The organism is Roseobacter sinensis (genome assembly GCF_025755255.1).
GTDB lineage: Bacteria > Pseudomonadota > Alphaproteobacteria > Rhodobacterales > Rhodobacteraceae > Roseobacter > Roseobacter sinensis.
Window position 1 is genome coordinate 31,070 of sequence record NZ_JALIEB010000010.1, and the last position, 17,732, is coordinate 48,801.

17 protein-coding genes and 1 tRNA gene are annotated in these 17,732 nt (G+C 64.6%); 7 read left to right on the forward strand and 11 right to left on the reverse strand.

Going from position 1 to position 17,732, the window contains the following annotated elements; translation table 11 throughout:
• Positions 1-143 precede the first annotated feature (143 nt).
• Entirely contained in the window at positions 144-3,362 is a 3,219-nt protein-coding gene (locus MUB52_RS14970) for a 2Fe-2S iron-sulfur cluster-binding protein (protein WP_263845046.1), read from the forward strand.
• Positions 3,363-3,628: 266 nt separating this feature from the next.
• Here MUB52_RS14970 and MUB52_RS14975 read toward each other — a convergent pair whose 3' ends face one another.
• The 3 genes from MUB52_RS14975 to MUB52_RS14985 all read right to left on the reverse strand — a co-directional run bounded on the left by MUB52_RS14975 (position 3,629) and on the right by MUB52_RS14985 (position 5,269).
• Positions 3,629-4,267: a cupin domain-containing protein gene (locus MUB52_RS14975; RefSeq protein ID WP_263845047.1), complete on the reverse strand. Its 639-nt coding sequence runs from the start codon at positions 4,265-4,267 to the stop codon at positions 3,629-3,631.
• A gap of 90 nt (positions 4,268-4,357) precedes the next feature.
• Positions 4,358-4,843 (reverse strand): copper chaperone PCu(A)C, encoded by a 486-nt coding sequence (locus MUB52_RS14980; RefSeq protein ID WP_263845048.1) that lies wholly within the window; start codon positions 4,841-4,843, stop codon positions 4,358-4,360.
• A 63-nt stretch (positions 4,844-4,906) separates the two neighbouring features.
• The gene (locus MUB52_RS14985; RefSeq protein ID WP_263845049.1) at positions 4,907-5,269 is read right to left on the reverse strand and encodes a hypothetical protein; all 363 of its coding nucleotides are present in this window, start codon (positions 5,267-5,269) and stop codon (positions 4,907-4,909) included.
• Positions 5,270-5,397: 128 nt separating this feature from the next.
• Here MUB52_RS14985 and MUB52_RS14990 point away from each other — a divergent pair, with 128 nt between their 5' ends.
• Positions 5,398-6,852: an aldehyde dehydrogenase family protein gene (locus MUB52_RS14990; RefSeq protein WP_263845050.1), complete on the forward strand. Its 1,455-nt coding sequence runs from the start codon at positions 5,398-5,400 to the stop codon at positions 6,850-6,852.
• Here MUB52_RS14990 and MUB52_RS14995 read toward each other — a convergent pair.
• The 7 genes from MUB52_RS14995 to MUB52_RS15025 all read right to left on the reverse strand — a co-directional run bounded on the left by MUB52_RS14995 (position 6,849) and on the right by MUB52_RS15025 (position 13,344).
• A complete protein-coding gene (locus MUB52_RS14995; protein WP_263845051.1) occupies positions 6,849-7,784 on the reverse strand; it encodes an AEC family transporter in 936 nt (311 codons plus the stop codon). The two genes, MUB52_RS14990 and MUB52_RS14995, sit on opposite strands and share 4 nt — an antisense overlap.
• A 67-nt stretch (positions 7,785-7,851) precedes the next feature.
• A complete protein-coding gene (locus MUB52_RS15000; protein ID WP_263845052.1) occupies positions 7,852-8,652 on the reverse strand; it encodes an MBL fold metallo-hydrolase in 801 nt (266 codons plus the stop codon).
• Positions 8,652-9,458, reverse strand: a complete 807-nt coding sequence (locus tag MUB52_RS15005; RefSeq protein ID WP_263845053.1) for a TatD family hydrolase — start codon at positions 9,456-9,458, stop codon at positions 8,652-8,654. The genes MUB52_RS15000 and MUB52_RS15005 overlap by 1 nt, the downstream gene beginning before the upstream one ends.
• A gap of 31 nt (positions 9,459-9,489) precedes the next feature.
• Entirely contained in the window at positions 9,490-10,593 is a 1,104-nt protein-coding gene (locus MUB52_RS15010; protein ID WP_263845054.1) for a DNA polymerase III subunit delta', read from the reverse strand.
• A complete protein-coding gene (gene tmk, locus MUB52_RS15015) occupies positions 10,590-11,228 on the reverse strand; it encodes a dTMP kinase (RefSeq protein WP_263845055.1) in 639 nt (212 codons plus the stop codon). Before tmk ends, MUB52_RS15010 begins: the two co-directional genes overlap by 4 nt.
• On the reverse strand, positions 11,225-12,394 hold the full coding sequence (locus tag MUB52_RS15020) for a D-alanyl-D-alanine carboxypeptidase family protein (protein ID WP_263845056.1): 1,170 nt from the start codon (positions 12,392-12,394) through the stop codon (positions 11,225-11,227). The genes tmk and MUB52_RS15020 overlap by 4 nt, the downstream gene beginning before the upstream one ends.
• Before the next feature lie 23 nt (positions 12,395-12,417).
• Positions 12,418-13,344: an SPOR domain-containing protein gene (locus tag MUB52_RS15025; RefSeq protein WP_263845057.1), complete on the reverse strand. Its 927-nt coding sequence runs from the start codon at positions 13,342-13,344 to the stop codon at positions 12,418-12,420.
• Positions 13,345-13,538: 194 nt separating this feature from the next.
• On the opposite strand from MUB52_RS15025, the gene MUB52_RS15030 reads away from it, so the two are divergent.
• From MUB52_RS15030 to MUB52_RS15045, 4 genes are all read left to right on the forward strand, one after another.
• Positions 13,539-13,628: transfer RNA gene (locus MUB52_RS15030), tRNA-Ser, on the forward strand.
• Between the two features lie 543 nt (positions 13,629-14,171).
• A complete protein-coding gene (locus MUB52_RS15035; protein WP_263845058.1) occupies positions 14,172-14,618 on the forward strand; it encodes a hypothetical protein in 447 nt (148 codons plus the stop codon).
• Between the two features lie 252 nt (positions 14,619-14,870).
• Positions 14,871-15,056 carry a hypothetical protein gene (locus MUB52_RS15040; protein ID WP_263845059.1) on the forward strand — a complete coding sequence of 62 codons (186 nt, stop codon included), beginning with the start codon at positions 14,871-14,873 and terminating at the stop codon, positions 15,054-15,056.
• Between the two features lie 165 nt (positions 15,057-15,221).
• A complete protein-coding gene (locus MUB52_RS15045; protein WP_263845060.1) occupies positions 15,222-15,797 on the forward strand; it encodes a hypothetical protein in 576 nt (191 codons plus the stop codon).
• A 6-nt stretch (positions 15,798-15,803) separates the two neighbouring features.
• Here the strand turns inward: MUB52_RS15045 and MUB52_RS15050 are convergent, their stop codons facing one another.
• Positions 15,804-16,919, reverse strand: a complete 1,116-nt coding sequence (locus MUB52_RS15050; RefSeq protein WP_263845061.1) for an endo-1,4-beta-xylanase — start codon at positions 16,917-16,919, stop codon at positions 15,804-15,806.
• Positions 16,920-17,352: 433 nt separating this feature from the next.
• Between MUB52_RS15050 and MUB52_RS15055 the strand changes: the two genes are divergently transcribed.
• The coding region (locus MUB52_RS15055; RefSeq protein WP_318527434.1) for a calcium-binding protein at positions 17,353-17,732 on the forward strand (380 nt) is incomplete at its 3' end.

Below are 17,732 nucleotides of genomic sequence, written 5' to 3' on the forward strand. Positions count from 1 at the left end.
CAATGCGTGCCGTCTCCTGTGACTTGCTCGGCCGGGCGCAGTGTGCCAGCCTTTCTCGCCTCGCGTGAAACGGCCCGTTTGATTTTGACATCCACCGTTATGCCGCGCTAGGCCCTTGGGACGTTGCGTGCAAAGGACAGGTTTTGACCGCCCGCATTTTCTCGACCCGACACCGGCCTTTCCATCTGGGGCCGTTCCCGCTGGAGCGGCTCGCACGGCACGACCGGGCGCCGGATCTGGCGGATGCGCCACCGATGCAGGCCCTCTCCTTCGATCGCCCGGATGTTCCGGCCTCGCTCGTCAACGCGATGTCCGAGTATCAGGCGATGCTCGACGCAATCCGGGACGGGCTGATCAATCGCGCGCCCTCGACCTGCCCCGAGGATCGCACCGAGCGCGCGCGGCACATCAAGTCCTTTGGTTACTTTCAGGACGCGCCGATGGTGGGGATCGGGCGGCTGGACGCGGACCAGATGCTTGCGACACCGCTGCGCAACCCGGGCATAGACCGGCTCGCCGAGGAACTGCGTACGCGGCAGACACAGACGCTGGCGGTGGGCATCGACACGATCATGGCGGACCTGCGCGACAGCATGTCCGCCCCGCCCCGGACGATTGAAACCCACAGCCATACAATCGTGCTGCTCTACGACTACAGCCGCGAGCCCGAGCGGGGAGAGCCGGGATATGACTGGATCGCGGAGGCCCATCCGCAGCGCGCGGCCCTGCGGGCGTCCGAGACGGCAGTCATCCTTGCGGGGTATCTGCGGGTGCTGGGCTACGATGCCAAAGCACATACCGCGACCTCCTCCGATGTGGACCTGGGCAGGCTTGCCGCGGGTGCGGGGCTGGTTACGTTGGAGGAGGGGGCGCTGGTCAATCCCTACGTCGGCACGCGGTTTCAACTGGCTGCGGTCACGACGGATTTCGAGATGGAGACGGACCGGCCGCTTGTGCCTTTGGCCGCGCAGCCGGCCTCCATCCATGGGCTGGCTTGGAAGTTGGGTCGGGGCGCAGCGAAAGGTGCGCGAACGCTCGATCCCTATGCCAAGCGGCGATATGCGGAGGGGCTGCACCCCTTCGAGACGCTGAAACGGGTGGAGAAGCCCACCACCTACATCGACGAGGCCCGGGTTGCCCGGGTCCCCAAACGGACGGACATGTTCGCGCGCGCGCAGTTCGGCGATATCGGCAAGGCCAACCAGGAGGCGACGAAAGGAGGGTACTTCGCGCAGAAATCCCCGATCAGCAATGCGATCCGGCGGCCATCGGGCGCGCTCTTGCTGCTGCAACAGGGTGCTGCGGCGCCCCAGGTGGATCCAAGCGCTGAGGAGGCCGCACGCAATGCCGAAGGGATCAAGGCGGCGGCTTACTTCATGGGCGCGGATGCGGTGGGCATTTCGCGCTGCCCGGAGTGGGTCTGGTATTCGCATGATGCCGTGGGCGCCCCCATTGTGCCTACGCATGATCATGCCATCAGCCTGATCATCGACCAGGGCTTCGAGACGACCGAGGGCTCCTCCGGCGATGACTGGATCGCGGTGGCCCAATCGATGCGGGCGTACTTGCGCTTTTCGCTGCTCGGAGGCGTGATCGGAAAACAGATCCGAAACCTCGGCTACGAGGCGCGGGTGCATACCAACCTCGATGGCGAGGTGTTGCAGCCGCCTCTGTTGCTGCTCTCGGGGCTCGGCGAGGTCAGCCGTATCGGCGAGGTTATCGTGAACCCCTTCCTCGGCCCGCGGCTGAAGTCGGGCTGCATCACCACGACCATGCCGCTCACCCATGACAAGCCCATCGACTTCGGGATGCAGGCCTTTTGCGAGGCCTGCAACAAATGCGCGCGCGAGTGTCCCTCGGGGGCGATCACCGCTGGCCCGAAGCTGATGTTCAATGGATACGAGATCTGGAAGTCCGACAGCCAGAAGTGCATCACTTACCGCCTGACCCAGGAGGGCGGGTCGATGTGCGGGCGCTGCATGAAGACCTGCCCCTGGAACATGGAGGGGCTGGAGCACGAAAGGCCGCTGCGCTGGATCGCGATGAACGTGCCCGCGATGGCCGGTGTGCTGGCGAAGGCCGATGATCTGGTCGGCAACGGGCGGATCAACCCGCAAAAGCGCTGGTGGTGGGATCTGAAGCTGACCGATGCGGGCGGTTTTGCGCCGTCTGATACGCCGTCCAATCAGCGCGAACTCCAGACCGACCTGAAGCTCGACTATGCGGATCAGACCCTGGCGGTCTACCCCGCGAGCCTCGCACCGCCGCCCTATCCTTTCCCCTTTCCGATGGACCGGGAGAAGGGAATCGAGGCGTACCAGGCGCTGATCACCGCCGAAGCCTATCAGGCGCGGCTTGATCGCGGCGAGACGGAGAGGCTTGCGCACGCCTACCTCGGTGCGGGCGAGGCGCCGGTGATCCGGGTGACGGTTGCCAAGGTCACGGCCCTGACACGCGAGATCAGTCTTTACGATCTGCGCAGCCTCGATGGCGGCGATCTGCCCCCTTGGGAGGCGGGCGCGCATCTCGACGTGGTGGTCGCCCCGGAGTTCCTGCGGCAGTTCTCGCTCTGCGGCGATCCGGCTGATCGCTCGCGCTATCAGGTAGCGGTGCTGCGCGAGGAAGACGGGCGCGGCGGCTCGAAGCTGATGCACAAGATCTTTACCGAAGGGCGGAAGGTCTTTGTCTCGAAGCCGATCAATCACTTCCCGCTGGTGGAAGGGGCGTCGAAACACATCCTAATGGGCGGCGGCATCGGCATCACGCCCATGCTGGCCTTTGCCCATGCGTGCCATGCGCAAGGCGCGGCGTTTGCGCTGCATTACTCGGTGTCCTCGGGGGCTGATGCGGCTTTTCTCGATCTGCTGCGGGCGGTGCCCTGGGCGGATCGGGTTGCGGTGCACAACTCGGCGGCTGGTACGCGGGCCGATCTGGACGCGGTGCTGGCGGGGTATGCGCCGGGCTGGCATGTCTACGCCTGCGGACCGGACGCCTACATGCAGGCGGTCACGGCGGCGGCCACACGGCAGGGTTTTCCCGAGGAGGCGCAACATGTCGAGTACTTCTCGGTGCCAGAGGTGCCGGACTATGAAAATCACGCGTTCACCTTGCGGCTGGCGCGGTCGCAGCGCGATCTGCGGGTTCCGGCAGATCGCGCTGCGACCGATGTGCTTCGCGAGAACGGGATCGCGGTGGATGTGAAGTGTTCAGACGGGCTCTGTGGGGTGTGCAAATGCGGGCTGATCTCGGGCGAGGTCGAGCATCGCGATTTCGTGCTATCCAAGGCGCAGCGCGAGGATGCCATCATCCTCTGTCAGAGCCGCGCAGCGGAGCCCGACGGGGTTGTGGAGATTGACCTTTAGCCGCGGCGAGATGTGTCTCTTCTTCGCCGGCGCCATTTCAAGTGCAAAGCCCTGAGATGTTTCGCCCGGCTGATGGGCCGGGCATCGCCGACCCCCCCCGGAGGCCGATTTCGCGACGTTACAAGCAGAAGTGACGGCCCTCTTCTTGGTGACGTCGTGCGCCGAAAGAACGTTGCTGACGCCCTCCAGGTCGGGCGATGCCCTCTGCGCACTGCTTTTTGGGACCGGCTTCGTAGACAAAAGCGGACCGACTTGAGAGCGCTGACTCAGGTCGGCGCGTGCGCGAGGTGCCCCGATTTGATCCAGACGCGCGCGCCCTCGGGGCCGGCGGTGGCGGTGCTGCGGCTGCCGGTTGGCAGGCGGAGCCAGTCCCAGCGACCCACCGCATCGTCGCTTTCCTCAAAGCCCCCGTCGATCACGAAGACCTCCATACCGCCCGCAGCCTCGAGGTCGACCTGGCCGCCAGGCGGCCAGTGTTCCACGCGGACCTCTTCGAAGGCGTCGCGATACAGCTCTTGCCTGCTCTGGTTCGGGTCAAGGTCGACGTGCACCTGAGTGCGACCCGCGGGGTCGAACTGGTGCAGCTTCACCAGGATCGTGGCACCGTCGGGAGCCGAAGGCGTGTGCCGCGACGTCGGTGGGTTGCGCACGTAAGCGCCTGTGGGAAAGGCACCATGTTCGTCGCAGAAGGTCCCGCTCAGCACCAGATATTCCTCGCCGCCGTCATGCGTATGGGCGGAGAAGGCGCTGCCCGGGGCATAGCGGACAATGGTTGTGGCCCGGGCCACCTCGTCGCCGATGCGGTCGAGCATCTTGCGCTCGACCCCCGGCATCGGCGAGGGGAGCCATTCGTTTTCGGAAAAGCGCATCAGCACGCGTCTCGAGAAATCGGCATTCAGTCGCATCGGGACCTCCGGATCTTCTGGGGGGCAAGGATGAAGCATCCTGCGCGTGATGTGAAGGGCGGGGCCCGCCGGGCGGGCCCCAGGCGCGCGTCAGTTCGAGACGCTATGGCCGGAGTGGTCGTGCTCTTCTGCGGCGCCGCGCTCTTCGATACTGAACTCGACCTCAAGCTCGCCTGCGGTCTCGAAAATGAGTGTGGCGGGGATCTTTTCGCCCACATCGAATCCGTCACCGTCCAGGCCCATGAACATCACGTGCAGGCCACCTGGCTCCAGCGCGACGGTGGCACCTGCAGGGATTTCGATGGCCTCGACGTGCATCATCCGCGCGATGCCATCCTTCTCCTCGGTGGTGTGCAACTCGACCTTCGGGAAGTCCGCGCGCACGCCGATCAGCCGGTCCGCGGTATCGCCGGTGTTGGTGATGGTCAGGTACCCGCCGCCGGCTTTCGCGGTGGGCGCGGTGTTGAAGGCCATCGGATGGTCGATGACCAGATCGCCGATCTTGTAGTCATGGGCGAAAGCGGCGGTGGACAGGGCAAAGACAGCGGCCGCAGCCGCCAAGGTGACATGTCGCATGGTGTGATCCTTTCAGAGGATGGCGCGATCAGCGCCGTAGAGGTCCGATTGTCGAAGGGATCGTCACAGAGGTGGCGCGCGGCTCGGTGGCGCGATCTCTGCACGGTGTCGCGGCGGCACTCTGCGCCCGGTTGCGGCGTGCGGCACCCGCGCAAAGCGCAGGGGTGCGACCGCGTCGGGTGTGGTTTCGGGTGTCAGCGCATTCGCGGTGATCCGACAGGCCTCGCAGCCCGAGGTCAGATGATGCGCCGGCCCGTCCGAACTGCAGAGCTCCTCCAGAGTGCCGCCCATGCTGAGATAGGCGAGCATCTCGGGCGAGGGCTCGGCCTGGTCCGCGCGATGCGCGAAGGCGGCCGCCGACATGGCCAGGCTCGCCAGCAGCAGAAGCGCGAGACCCGCGCGAGAGAGAGCACGTCGAAGCGTCATGAGCCCGTCTTATGCGCTGGGGCGGCGAGGGTCCAGAGCCCCGCGCGGGCTGCGGGCCTCTGTCGCGGCGCGGGCTTGACGCCGGGCCGGTGCGGTGCCCTGATCGGAGCGCAGGAGGAGGGCATGTGATGACTGTGAGACCGCTGGGGCTGGACGCGGGGTGCTGTCTGATCGGGGGGCGGTGGCAGCCACCGGCCGACGGAGAGCGATTGCCGCTCAACGATCCATCGACGGGCGCGCAGCTTTGCGACATCGCGCGCGGGCAGGCTGCGGATATCGACGCGGCCGTTGCCGAGGCCCAGGCAGCGCGCGCTGGCGATTGGGGGCAGGCAACGGCGGCAGAGCGGGGACGGGTGCTCGCCCGCATCGGCCAGTTGGTGCAAGAGCAGGCGGAGCATCTGGCAGAGCTGGAGGCGCGGGATGTGGGCAAGCCGCTGACCCAGGCGCGGGCGGATGTGACGGCGCTCGCCCGCTACATGGAGTTCTACGCCGGAGCCGCGGACAAGGTGCATGGGGCGACCATTCCCTATCTCGACGGTTACACGGTCTATACCCTGCGCGAGCCGCATGGGGTCACCGGGCACATCGTGCCGTGGAATTATCCGATGCAGATCATCGGGCGCTCGGTGGGTGCGGCGCTGGCCATGGGCAATGCCTGCGTGCTGAAACCGGCGGAGGAAGCCTGTCTGACGGCGCTGGCGTTCGGTGAACTGGCGCAGCGGGCCGGCTTGCCTCCCGGCGCGCTCAACGTGGTGCCGGGGCTGGGGGCCGAGGCGGGGGCGGCGCTGGCGGCGCATCCTGGGGTCAATCATGTCTCCTTCACCGGCTCGGTAGAGGTGGGCAAGCGGGTGCAGCAGGCGGCGGGGGCCAATGTGGTGCCGGTGACGCTGGAACTGGGGGGCAAGTCCCCGCAGCTTGTCTTCAACGATGCCGATATCGAGGCGGCGGTGCCCTTTCTGGTGAACGCCGGCATCCAGAACGCGGGGCAGACCTGCTCCGCATCCTCGCGCATTCTGGTGCAGAGGGGCGTCTACGACCAGGTGGTGAGCCGCATGGCCGAGCGATATCGCGCCCTCCGGGTCGGGCCTGCGATGGAGGATCTGGATGTGGGGCCGCTAATCTCGGCACGCCAGCGTGCACGGGTCGAGGGTTTTCTGGCACAGGGCAGCGATCTGGAGGTCGCGGGACAGGCGACGCTGCCGGAGACGCTGCCCGCAGGTGGTGCCTATGTCCGGCCGACGCTCTTTGCCGGGGTCACGCCGGATCACGTGCTGGCGCAAGACGAGGTGTTCGGGCCGGTTCAGGTGGTCATGCCCTTCGAGGATGAGGTCGAGGCGCTCGTCATGGCCAATGGCACCGACTACGGCCTCGTCGCTTCGGTCTGGACGCGGGACGGCGCGCGGCAGATGCGGTTGGCCAGGGCGCTGCGGGCGGGGCAGGTGTTCCTGAACAATTACGGCGCGGGTGGCGGGGTCGAGCTTCCCTTCGGCGGCACCGGCTTGTCAGGTCACGGGCGTGAGAAGGGGTTCGAAGCGCTCTACGGGTTCTCGGCGCTCAAGACCGTGGCCGCGCGCCACGGCTAGAGCGTGCCAAGCGCCATCAGCCACAGCCACACGGTGATCACGGAGCCTGCTGTCGCGATCAGCACCGAGGAGGCGGCGACCCGCTTGGCGCGGCCATACATGTTTGCGAAGATATAGGTGTTGACGCCAGGGGCCATGGCGGCGGTCAAGACGGCGGAGCGGAAGGCGTCAGCGGGCAGGCTCTGCAGGCTGCCGAAGAGCCAGACGAGCGCGGGGTGCAGCAGCAGCGCGATGGCGCAGACCATCGCGATGGTGCGGCCGTCGCCTTCGGGGTGGTACTGCACCAGCACGCCGCCAAGGGCGAAGAGCGCGGCGGGCAGGGCCGCGCGCGAGATCAGCGTCAGCGCATCGTCCACAACCGAGGGCACGGGCAGGCCGGAGAGGTTCACCACGAAGCCAAGGGCGATCCCGAGCACCAGCGCGTTGCGGAACATCGCGCGACCGATGCCGCGCAGCATCACCAGCGGTGACTGGCCGCGGTTGCGCACGATCTCCATCGCGGTGATCCCGAGCCCGTAGCAGAACGGGGAGTGGATGGCCACGATCGCGAAATTGCCCGTCAGCGCGTCGGCGCCATAGGCGCGTTCGGTGATCGGCAGGCCCAGCAGCACAGAGTTGGAGAACAGACAGCAAAACCCGATCGCCACGCAGTCTTCCCAGTCGCGGTCGAAAAAGACCCGCGCGCCCACCAGGCCCGCCGCAAAGCAGATGGCGGCACCCGCGTAGAAGCTGCCGAGCAGTGCGGGATCGAAGGAGCTGCCGAGGTCGATCTTGGCGATGGCTTGAAAGAGCAGGCAGGGGATCGCAAAATTCTGCGTGAAGCGCATGAGCCCGTCGATCCCGGCGTCAGAGAAAAGCCCGCGCCAGACGGCGACATAGCCGAAGCCGATGACCAGGAACACGGGCAGGATGACGTCAAGCAGGGTCTGCATCGGCGGGCCTTTGCGCGCGGAGGTGAGGGCGGGAGCCTCCGGCGGGGATATTTATGGCCAAGAGAAGCTATGGCGCGGGAAAGGTCAGGGTCAGCCCGTCATAGGCGGGCTCCACGTGGTCGGGGGTCTCGGCCATCACGGTGGCGTAGTCCAGGTCGATATGCATGTTGGTGAGCACGGCATGGCGTGGCCGGACCTGTTCGATCCAGTCGAGTGTTTGTGCAAGGTGGCTGTGCGTCGGATGCGGGGCGCGGCGGAGCGCGTCGATGATCCAGCAGTCGAGATCGTCGAGAATGGGCCAGACCGGATCGGGGATCTGGGCCACATCGGGCAGGTAAGCCAAATCGCCAATGCGAAAGCCGAGCGCGTCCATGCCGCCATGTGCCACCCGGAAGGGCGTGAAGGTGATGGACCCGCCCGCGCCGTCGATGGTCACGTCGCCTTCGATGAGGTGCATGTCGAGGATGGGCGGGTAGGGGGAGCCTTCGGGTTGCACGAACGCGTAGTTGAAGCGGTCCATCAGGGCGGCGCGGGTCGGCTCGTCGGCCCAGACTGGCAGGCGGGCGCGCATGTTGAAGACGATCATCCGCAGATCGTCGATGCCGTGGACATGATCGGCGTGGGAATGCGTGTAGATCACCGCATCGAGCCGCCCCACGCCAGCCGAGAGCAGTTGATTGCGCAAATCGGGTGAAGTGTCGATCAGGACGGTTGTCCTGCCGTCGGCACTTTCCCGTTCGACCAGAAGCGAGCAGCGTTGGCGGTGGTTCTTGGGGTTCTCCGGATCGCAATCGCCCCAGTTTCCGCCGAGGCGGGGCACGCCACCGGAGGAGCCGCAGCCCAGGATCGTCACCCGCAGTGTCGCCATCAGGCAGGCACCTCGAATTGTGCCGCCTTGCTGAACAAACGATCAAAATTGGCCTGCGTATGCGCCGCAAAGGCGCTGTAGCTGAGCCCCATGGTTTCGGCGCCGCGCCGCGCTGTGTGGGCCACATAAGCGGGTTCGTTGCGCTTGCCGCGATGCGGAGGCGGTGCGAGATAGGGGGCATCGGTCTCGACAAGAATGCGGTCGATGGGGGCGGCCGCGAAGATATCGCGCAGCTCTTGTGACTTCGGGAACGCCGCGATGCCGGACATTGAGAGGTAAAAGCCGAGATCGAGCGCGGTTTTTGCCAGCATTGCCGAAGAGGAGAAGCAGTGCATCACGCACGCGTAGGGGCTCGCCTTATGTTCCTCGGTCAGAATGCGGGCCATATCGTCATCCGCATCGCGGGCGTGGATGATCAGGGGCAGTCCGGTCGCACGTGCTGCTTCGATGTGGATGCGCAGGGAGGCCTGCTGCGCCTCCGCGCTCTCGGAGGTGTAGTGGTAGTCGAGCCCGGTCTCGCCAATGCCCACGCACCTGGGATGCCGGGCGACGGCGATCAGATCCTCCACGGTGACCATTGGCTCCTTGGCGACACTCATCGGGTGCGTGCCGGCCGCAAAGAAAACCGGCGCATGGGCCTCGGCAATGGCCTGGACCTGGGACAGATTGGCCGGCCGGGTACAGATAGTGACCATCCGGGTGACACCGGCCTCGGCCGCGCGGGCGACGATGTCGTCCAGCTGCCCCTCGAAATCGGGGAAGTCGAGATGACAGTGGCTGTCGGTGATCTGAGGTATCGCGGTCATGCCGATCCGATCGGTTCGCGCCGGGGCAGGATTACGCGTCGGCGGTTTGGCTCATTTTGATCAGGGTATCTAGGACCAACGCGGCAGGGTCAAGGTTCACCGCGAGCCCGTGCTGAATGCGTGCCGCGGTCTCCTGCGCGGTGCCGGCCCAGGCGCGCGCTGCCTGGGCATTCGGCGCAAGGCGGGCGAAGGTTTCGGCTTCTCGGGGTGCTGCTTCCGTCGGCGGCTGACCGGTCGCCCCGGTCCGGGCGAGGCGGGTCAGCGCGAGATCGATCAGCTCGAAAAGCAGATCGCGCCGGGCTTCGGCCCCACGTGCGGCCGCGCTCTCGGCGAGCTTCACCGCTGCGGTGCGGTCGAGCCGTGGCAGCGTGCCGATGAGCGCAACCAGATCGGTATAGGTTCTCAAACCGTCCAGCAGCGACAGACGCAGCGCCGCGCCGACAGACCCACCGGAGAGCTCGGACAGCGCTGCGGCCTCCGCGCCCACGTCGATACCGGCCTGCGCGAAGGCGCGCGCTATATCCTCTGGTGCGAGGGGCCCCAGACGCAGTGTCCGGCAGCGCGAGCGGATGGTCGGCAGCAGCGCAGAGGGATGGTGGCTGATCAGCAGCAGCGTGGCGCGCTCTGGTGGCTCTTCCAGCATCTTCAGCAGCGCGTTGGCGGCCGAGGTGTTCATCTCATCGGCGGCATCGACGATCACGATCCGCCGCCCGCCATCGGTGGCCGAAAGCTGGAAGAACCCCGCAAGCGACCGGATGTCATCGACCACGATCTGGTCGCGCATGCGGTCGGTGGTGGGGTTGGGCGTGCGGGTGATCGCCTTGAGCCCCGGCTCGGCCCCGGCTGCGATACGGCGGGCGACGGGGTGCTCGGGGTCGATGTCCAGCGTGTCGGGTGGGGGCGGCGCACCGAAAAGGCCATCGTCGTCCTGTGGTGGCGTGGCTAGCAGAAAGCGCGCGATGCGCCACGCGAGGGTGGCCTTGCCGACGCCGCGCGGGCCGGTCAGCAGCCAGGCGTGATGCAGCCGGTCCGTCGCATAGGCGTCGAGAAAGGCGTGCTGGGCTGCGTCCTGTCCGAAGAGCGCACCCGTGTCGCGCGGATGAGGCGCACCCTCGATCTGATCCGGGGCGCTCATGCCAGCGCCCCGTCCACGAGCGTGGCGATGTCCGCGGCGACCGCATCCATATCACGCCCGCCGTCGATCACGCGGAAGCGGTCGGCGAATTCCTCCGCGAGGTCGAGGAAGCCCTGCCGCATCGCCGTCTGCAGGTCTTCCCCGAAGGCCTCGAACCGTTCGTCCGCCGTGCGGCGGGAGAGTGCACGGGTGAGGCCCAGGGCGGGGTCCATGTCGATGAGAACGGTCAGGTCGGGCTCGTGCCCGATCATCAGGTCGTGCAGTTGATCCACGAGGGCGCGCAGGTTACCACGGGAGAGGCCCTGGTACATCCGCGTGCTGTCGGCGAAGCGGTCACAGAGCACGATTTTCCCCGCTGCGAGGGCGGGCAGGATTGTCCGCTCCAGATGATCGCGTCGTGCAGCGGTAAAGAGCAGGATCTCCGTCTCGGCGGACCAGCGGTCGGGATCGCCCTGCAGCACCAGCGCACGGATTTCCTCTGCCCCGGGCGAGCCGCCGGGTTCGCGCGTCACCACGACGTCGTATCCCCGGCCAGCCAGATGCTCCGCCAAGCGTTTGATCTGGGTCGATTTTCCCGAGCCGTCAATGCCTTCGAAGGTGATGAACCTTGCCGTGGCAGGCAGGCTTGCGCTCACGCTTCCTCCTCGGGTCCCTGAATGAGCGTCTTGAAGAGCACCAGGGCCGCGGTGCTCACCCGGCTGACGAAACCGCCCGGGGCGATGTCCCGATCTGCCACCAGCGGCAGACGCGTCTCGGGCAGACCTTCGAGGGTAAAGACCAGCTCGGCCAGTTGATCGCCCTTCGCGATCGGTGCGCTGAGCGGTCCGGTATAGATCACTTCAGCCTCAATCTCGCTGGGCGCGAGCGCAGGCATCAGCACGCTGAGATCCTCGGCTGCAACCAGGCCAACCGTGGGCTCGCTGCCCATCCACACGCTGGCCTGGGCGAATTGCTCGCCTTCACTGGCCAGGGGGCGCATGGCGAATTGACGAAACGCCCAGTTCACGATGGCCTGGCTTTCCTGCGCGCGCTGCTGCACGGTGTCGAGCCCGGTGATCACCCAGATCACCCGGCGGTCGCCCTGCTTGGCCGAGCCCGTCAGCCCGTAGCCCGCTTCCTCCGTGTGGCCGGTCTTCAGACCGTCAGCCCCAATGCCCATGGTCAGCACCGGGTTGCGGTTGTTTCTGTTGCTTGGCACGCGGTTGTCGAATTCGAACTCGGTCTCGGCAAAGAGCGGGTAGAACTCTGGGAAGTCTGTAATCAGCCGGTCCGACAGCAGCGCCAGATCGCGCATCGACATCAGGTGCCCGGGCTGCGGCCAGCCGCTGGAATTCACGAAGGTGGAGTTCGTCATGCCAAGCTGCTGTGCGCGCTGGGTCATGAGCCGGGCAAATCCGTATTCGGTGCCGTCGGGCGAGAGGGCTTCGGCAATCACCACGCAGGCATCATTGCCCGAGAGCACGATGATGCCGCGAATGAGATCCTCGACCGAAATGCGCTCGCCGGCGCGCAGGAACATGCTGGAGCCGCCGAAGGACTGCGCGTGTTCGGAGACCAGCAACTCCTCGTTGAGATCGAGCCCGCCATCGGCCTTGCCGCGACGGATCGCCTCGAAGGCCATGTAGAGGGTCATCAGCTTGGACATGGAGGCCGGTGGCAGCGGCTCGTCCGCATTCTTGTTCAGCAGGACGGTGCCGGTGGTCTGGTCAATCACGAAAGCCGATTGAGCCTGCGTATCAAAGGCACTGGCGGGTGTGGTGCTGAGGCTCAGGGCCAGAAGGGCGGTGGCAAGACGGATCACGGGCGCGCGCTCCTTTCTCGGGGTCAGTTGGTCACGGCGTAGGCATCAGAGAAGCCTTCGTCCTTGATGGTGGCAAGCAAGCGACGCTGCTCGGAGGCGGAGGTGGCCGGGCCCACGACAACGCGCCAGAACGGTTTGTCGCCGAGCTCCTGCGCCTTGACGGTGGGGATCAGCCCGGCGCTGCGCATCTGCTTGGCTGCGCGGTCTGCATTGGCCTCGGCGCTGAAGATGCCGATCTGGATGAACGGCTTCTGGAGCGATGATGTGGCCGCCACCGTCTGTGGCAGGGTCGACTGCGGCAGGGCGGCCGGTTCGATGACGGCCTCTGCGCTTGTGCTGGCTGCGGTGCTTTCGGCGGCGGTGGGTTCGGCTGCTTCGATCGCAGCACCGGCCGCGGCAATCGGATCGAGAGCGGTCTCGGTGATCTCCGCCGGCGCCTCTGTGGCGTCCTCAGCGGCTGCTGGGGGGTCAACTTCGACGGTCTCCTTACGCAGGGCGACGACTTCGAGCTCCGTCGGAGCGCCGGCCAGCACACCCAGGGCCTCGGCGGCATCGGAGGACATTTGCAGGCGCGGTCCGGGAATGTCCCGCTCGCGCCGGAAAAGGGCGCCGACCACGAATTGGCCATTGCTCTGATTGCGGATGAGCACGCGCTCGGGGTCGGTCACATCCGGATGCGCAACCCAGACTCCGCCGAGTGACGGACGCCCGTCCCAGAGCCCCGCTTCGTTCGACGAGAAAACCTCAGGCGCCTCCACGTCACGCTCGATGACCTCGCCGGTCGCTGTGGCGGTCTCGGTCTCTTCGCCTGCCTCTTCGGCCTTCGGTGTGAAGGCATCGCGCAAATTGAAATTGCCCGCCTCGTCGCAGGCCGCAAGCAGGCCCGCTGCCGCGAGACCAAGCGCAAGTGGTACTCCTGATCTGAAATGGGTTTTGATATCGCCGCTCATGTTGCGCGTCCTTGCCTGTTGCCCGGAGCCCCGGCCCGCTCGGTTGCCCCTTGACACGGGGTTCTGGGCGAGAGTGTAGCTCGGAGGAACCTCTCTGGGAAGGTGTCGGGAGTAAAATCGGCGACATTCCCCAGCGAATTGGGCAATTTTTTGAGGTTTCAGAATCGGTTGCAGAGCACTAGGACGGATCAACCGGAGGAGTGGCAGAGTGGTCGAATGCACCGGTCTTGAAAACCGGCGTGCGTGAAAGCGTACCGTGGGTTCGAATCCCACCTCCTCCGCCATCGCTTTCGTCCCAATTGTTATCCAGTGGCTTTGTAGCTCAATTCGGCCAGACCAATACCACCGCTTCTTGCGCTTTCTTTCTCCAACGCGTTGGTGCCAATGCTTGTCCACAGAAAGCACTGATGTAGCCAATGAAGCCTGCATCGACGAAGAGGTCTTCAATCGGGTTCGTTGCTTTAAGAGCTGGTCAGCGATATGTGCGGTCACCCGACAAGGTCACCGCATTCGCCGCAACGTAGGAGCGTTTTGCCCGCGGTGGGCTGACACCCCTTAGCCAAGCCATTTTTGCCAAACGATAGCACGGTATGGATCGCCGCCGTCTTCGATTCTGGGCGAAGACTGCGCGATCTGGAGCTGTTGTGGCGGCGGGTCGTTTTCCATCGGAGGCGGTTGTTCTTCAGCTTCGACTCGAATTGCCGCCTTGGGCCTGCCTCATCCCGCCTGCCTCGATGGCGCTGCTCCGCCGATACCGCAATAGCCCCTCGCCAGTCTTGTCGCAGGCCAATATCGTCGTGGGTACATTGATCGGGATCACCCCAGCCATGCGGGCTCTATTGTTCCTTGTCGTCACTGCCACAGCGGCAGCCGCCGACCCTGTCGCTGATCTGGTCCGCAGTGCGGCGATGCAGGGAAGGATTTATCTCGACTTCCACGGACCTCAGCCCGATGGGACGTGCGCCGCCGAGGCCTTCCTGTTGGCGAGACACGGGGCGGAGTGGCATCTTGAGACTGAAGGCAGCGAGGGTGTCTTTCGGTTGCGCCCCTGGCCCGATGGCGGGCCATTGCATCTGACGCACAACCCGCGCTCGGGCGGTTTCGTTGTCATGCAGCCACAGCATCTGGGAGTGCCTGACGTGGCTCTCTTCAGACCCGCTCTGCGCTGCCCCGCGGGTGCAAATGCCGAAGCCCAGTGCACCGCTGTTGACGAGAGGTACCGCACGCTCGTGCATATGGTGTCTCTGATACCCGCCTGTGACGATGCAGGATAAGGACGTCGCAGAGCACAGGCAGCCTCCGCGACGAGGTGAAGACCGCGCCACGGCAGCACGAGCCTTCGCTTCAACCTTCGCTTGGCGGTCCTCGCAAACGTATCGGCGCCTGCCAGCCCTTCATATTGGCCGCTCTCTGAGCGCCGAAAGATCGGTCGCACGCTCATCAAAATCGAAGCTCACTGCGCGGCCAAGTCAAGGATTGGTAAACCGTCCGCAGCCAAAACCGCGTGCGGCGATGAGGGGCGAGCCATGCTGGTCAGAAAGATCATCTTCATGATGTCGAGGGCGATGGCAATGGCGGTCGTCATGGGGCTGGCCGTCACCGTCTGGACCCAGCACAAGAACAGCGAGCGCGCCTCGAACGACCGGGTTCTGATGGTTCAGGGTGGATTTGACGCTTTGACCAGCAATATCGAAGCGTTGAACTACGACTGAGCCTGATAGACGGCGGCACTGGACGCGAACCTGGCCCGCGCTGTCGAGTGGTTTCCCGAGAACACCGGCGTGGTTGCAAGCAGCGTTCAACTTCATGTGTTCGAGATTTTCTAGCCAACCGACTGGCCCAGCCTCATCTGGACTGCGCAGGTTAACGAAGTTGGAATGGAGCCATTGACCGACCCGCTCACCCCGTTGGAGATGGCACAGGCCATCCACGCAAGACTGCGCCCGATCGAGGCGGGTGAAACCGAGACTCAGAAATTCTCGAAGAGAACGAACGGCGATGTCTATGTCGTCTCAGCGACGAGGATACACCCCCGGGGCGAAGCGCCACCGGTTCGAGCGAACCAGTTGGCTATTAGCATCGTGACCTATCAGCTGACCGAAACCTACTTTGCCAGGCCCGGCGCGCCCGCTCTGATTGACAGTTTTGTCCAGTCAGCCGAGATGCCCGCGCGGGGCCAACGCCATATCAGGCTGAAGGATATCGACCGCCGGCAGAGCGCCCATCCTGAACGGACACCGCCGCGGTCGGGCGGTGCCTTGGTACGAGCTGCGGGCCTCCTCATCTCACTCGGCTTGATTTTGTGTCTGGGTCTTTCCAGCGGAGTGACCTTGTTGGCAAAGCGCTGGTGCAACCAAGTAGAAATGTCATCGTGTTTGCAAAGCAGACGTGTCACCAAAGGGCGTGACGGTAGCAAGGCTGCCTCTGGGTTCGCCATTCCAAGGGAATATTGAGCGAATCTATGGCTCGGCAACCGCGCGCAATTCTTTCAGGATCCGGTTGAAAACGGGTTTTGGGTGACCGTCATCATCGAAGAGCGTGGGTGATGACTGCGGATCATACAATGCATGCTCGACGTAGCGTTCGCCGATTTTTTTCTTCTTCCGGGAAAAATGCTCTGCATCGAACAGGCCCCAGAAGCCCAGACGCCGCAGGTTGGGCTGTTGCAACACGGCATGTACAAAGTCGCCGACCATCGCCGCATGTGCGTCGTCGGAGAATTCCGGGTTGGTCTTCTTGGTCACATCCAGTTCCGACAGATGAACCGTCATGGTCTTGCCGTTGAGCCACTCAATCAGCTCCATCGTGCTGTGAATGTCTGGCGGGTCCTTCGCCACCAGATGCCCTTGGATGCCCAGACCATCCAGCGCGGTATCATGATCAATCAAGTGTTTCAGAAAACCGCGAACCGCATCCCGTTTGGCTTGTGCTTTCGGGCCGACCCACGAAAGCTGGTCTTCGTTCAAAAGCAGTTCGATGTGGCCCAACCCGCGGCGATTTAGCTCTTCTCGGAAGATCCGCACGACCTGGCGCAGAAAGCCAAGCCGAGACCCCGTGCGATCCTTGGGGATCTCTGGCCGGAGCAGTGGTTCAAGAACGGCTGACTGGAAGAAGTTGGTGTTCCCCTGTGCAGCTGCCGACCACGGCTGATGTGGCGCATCTGTCTTCAGAAAAATCTCGTTCAGCACGTCGCAGGATGTGGCTCCTTCCATTCTTGTTGCGTAGCTGGCCGCCAACCGGCGGATATGTGCGCTGCTTGAGGACAGTTCCGCCGGCCAGGGATGATCGCTCCAGTAAAACGCATGCACGTGCTGTGACAGAGGTCTGTCAGGCCGCCGGTTGGCAAATGCTATGGCGCTGTCGACTTCGGTCCACTCCGGGTCTCGCAACCGGCCCTCGACATCGAAGACATCGCTTGCATCCGGATAGAGGTGAGAGAATTTGAAGCCGTTTTCCGAAACGAGGGTTGTGACGTTCTTTGCCAAAGTTGCACGGTGCTGTGCATATGCGGAGCCCAGCAGTTTGGCACTGAAGGTGCTGCTGATCTGAATGGGAGGCGCCCGCTTGGACGCCACTGCTCCAAGGCCGGTGGCCCGCGCTGCACATGCCGTCCCGCAGAGCGCAGCAGCGCCAAGAAGTATCTGTCGGCGTTTCAACATCGCCCTCCACTTTCGTCACGCACGTGCGCGCTGGCAAGACCACACGCTACCCTGATGCGCGATGCACGCGACGAAACACATGAGACGCGGCGCAGATCGGCTCAGTAAGCCGAGGGTTTCGCGAGCGACGCGACGGCCCCATTGGGTGCGCCACGCCGCGGCCTTTTGATTGGTCAAACGACTGATTTCCAAAACCGCAAATTTTTTTTGAACCACCCCGAGGTGCGGACCGACCAACGGATATCTCGGCGGCGAGATGCGCTCTGATCCTTGCCTTTGAAGGCTGCTGTCAGACCGCACGACGTCGGTGGGGATACTTGTTTGAAGCACTTTATGGATGGAGAAACCAGTGCCTAGCTTTAACTTTTTCAATCTCATTTTCGGTAACGGCAACATTCACGGCACAGACAAGAACGACCTTATTATTGGCTCGTTCGGCGACGATCACGTGAACGCAAAGGACGGAGACGACCTGGTCTTTGGCCTGTTCGGCGACGACAAGATCGCGGGCGATCTTGGGGACGACACCGTCTTTGGCGGTTTCGGCGATGACACGGTCGAAGGCGGAGATGGCGAGGATTACCTCTCTGGCGGCATCGGCGATGACGTCGTTGTCGGCAACAAGGGCAACGACGCGATGTTCGGCGGGCGCGGCGACGACCTGCTGGTGTGGAACAACGGCGACGGCTCGGACCTGATGGATGGCGGCAAGGGCTATGACGTGCAGCA

Bases quoted from the DNA above. Each gene is read 5' to 3' on its own strand.
- MUB52_RS14975 (WP_263845047.1), bottom strand. From the start codon at position 4,267: ATGCGACTGAATGCCGATTTCTCGAGACGCGTGCTGATGCGCTTTTCC.
- MUB52_RS14980 (WP_263845048.1), bottom strand. From the start codon at position 4,843: ATGCGACATGTCACCTTGGCGGCTGCGGCCGCTGTCTTTGCCCTGTCC.
- MUB52_RS14985 (WP_263845049.1), bottom strand. From the start codon at position 5,269: ATGACGCTTCGACGTGCTCTCTCTCGCGCGGGTCTCGCGCTTCTGCTG.
- MUB52_RS14990 (WP_263845050.1), top strand. From the start codon at position 5,398: ATGACTGTGAGACCGCTGGGGCTGGACGCGGGGTGCTGTCTGATCGGG.
- MUB52_RS14995 (WP_263845051.1), bottom strand. From the start codon at position 7,784: ATGCAGACCCTGCTTGACGTCATCCTGCCCGTGTTCCTGGTCATCGGC.
- MUB52_RS15000 (WP_263845052.1), bottom strand. From the start codon at position 8,652: ATGGCGACACTGCGGGTGACGATCCTGGGCTGCGGCTCCTCCGGTGGC.
- MUB52_RS15005 (WP_263845053.1), bottom strand. From the start codon at position 9,458: ATGACCGCGATACCTCAGATCACCGACAGCCACTGTCATCTCGACTTC.
- MUB52_RS15010 (WP_263845054.1), bottom strand. From the start codon at position 10,593: ATGAGCGCCCCGGATCAGATCGAGGGTGCGCCTCATCCGCGCGACACG.
- MUB52_RS15025 (WP_263845057.1), bottom strand. From the start codon at position 13,344: ATGAGCGGCGATATCAAAACCCATTTCAGATCAGGAGTACCACTTGCG.
- MUB52_RS15035 (WP_263845058.1), top strand. From the start codon at position 14,172: ATGCGGGCTCTATTGTTCCTTGTCGTCACTGCCACAGCGGCAGCCGCC.
- MUB52_RS15040 (WP_263845059.1), top strand. From the start codon at position 14,871: ATGCTGGTCAGAAAGATCATCTTCATGATGTCGAGGGCGATGGCAATG.
- MUB52_RS15045 (WP_263845060.1), top strand. From the start codon at position 15,222: ATGGAGCCATTGACCGACCCGCTCACCCCGTTGGAGATGGCACAGGCC.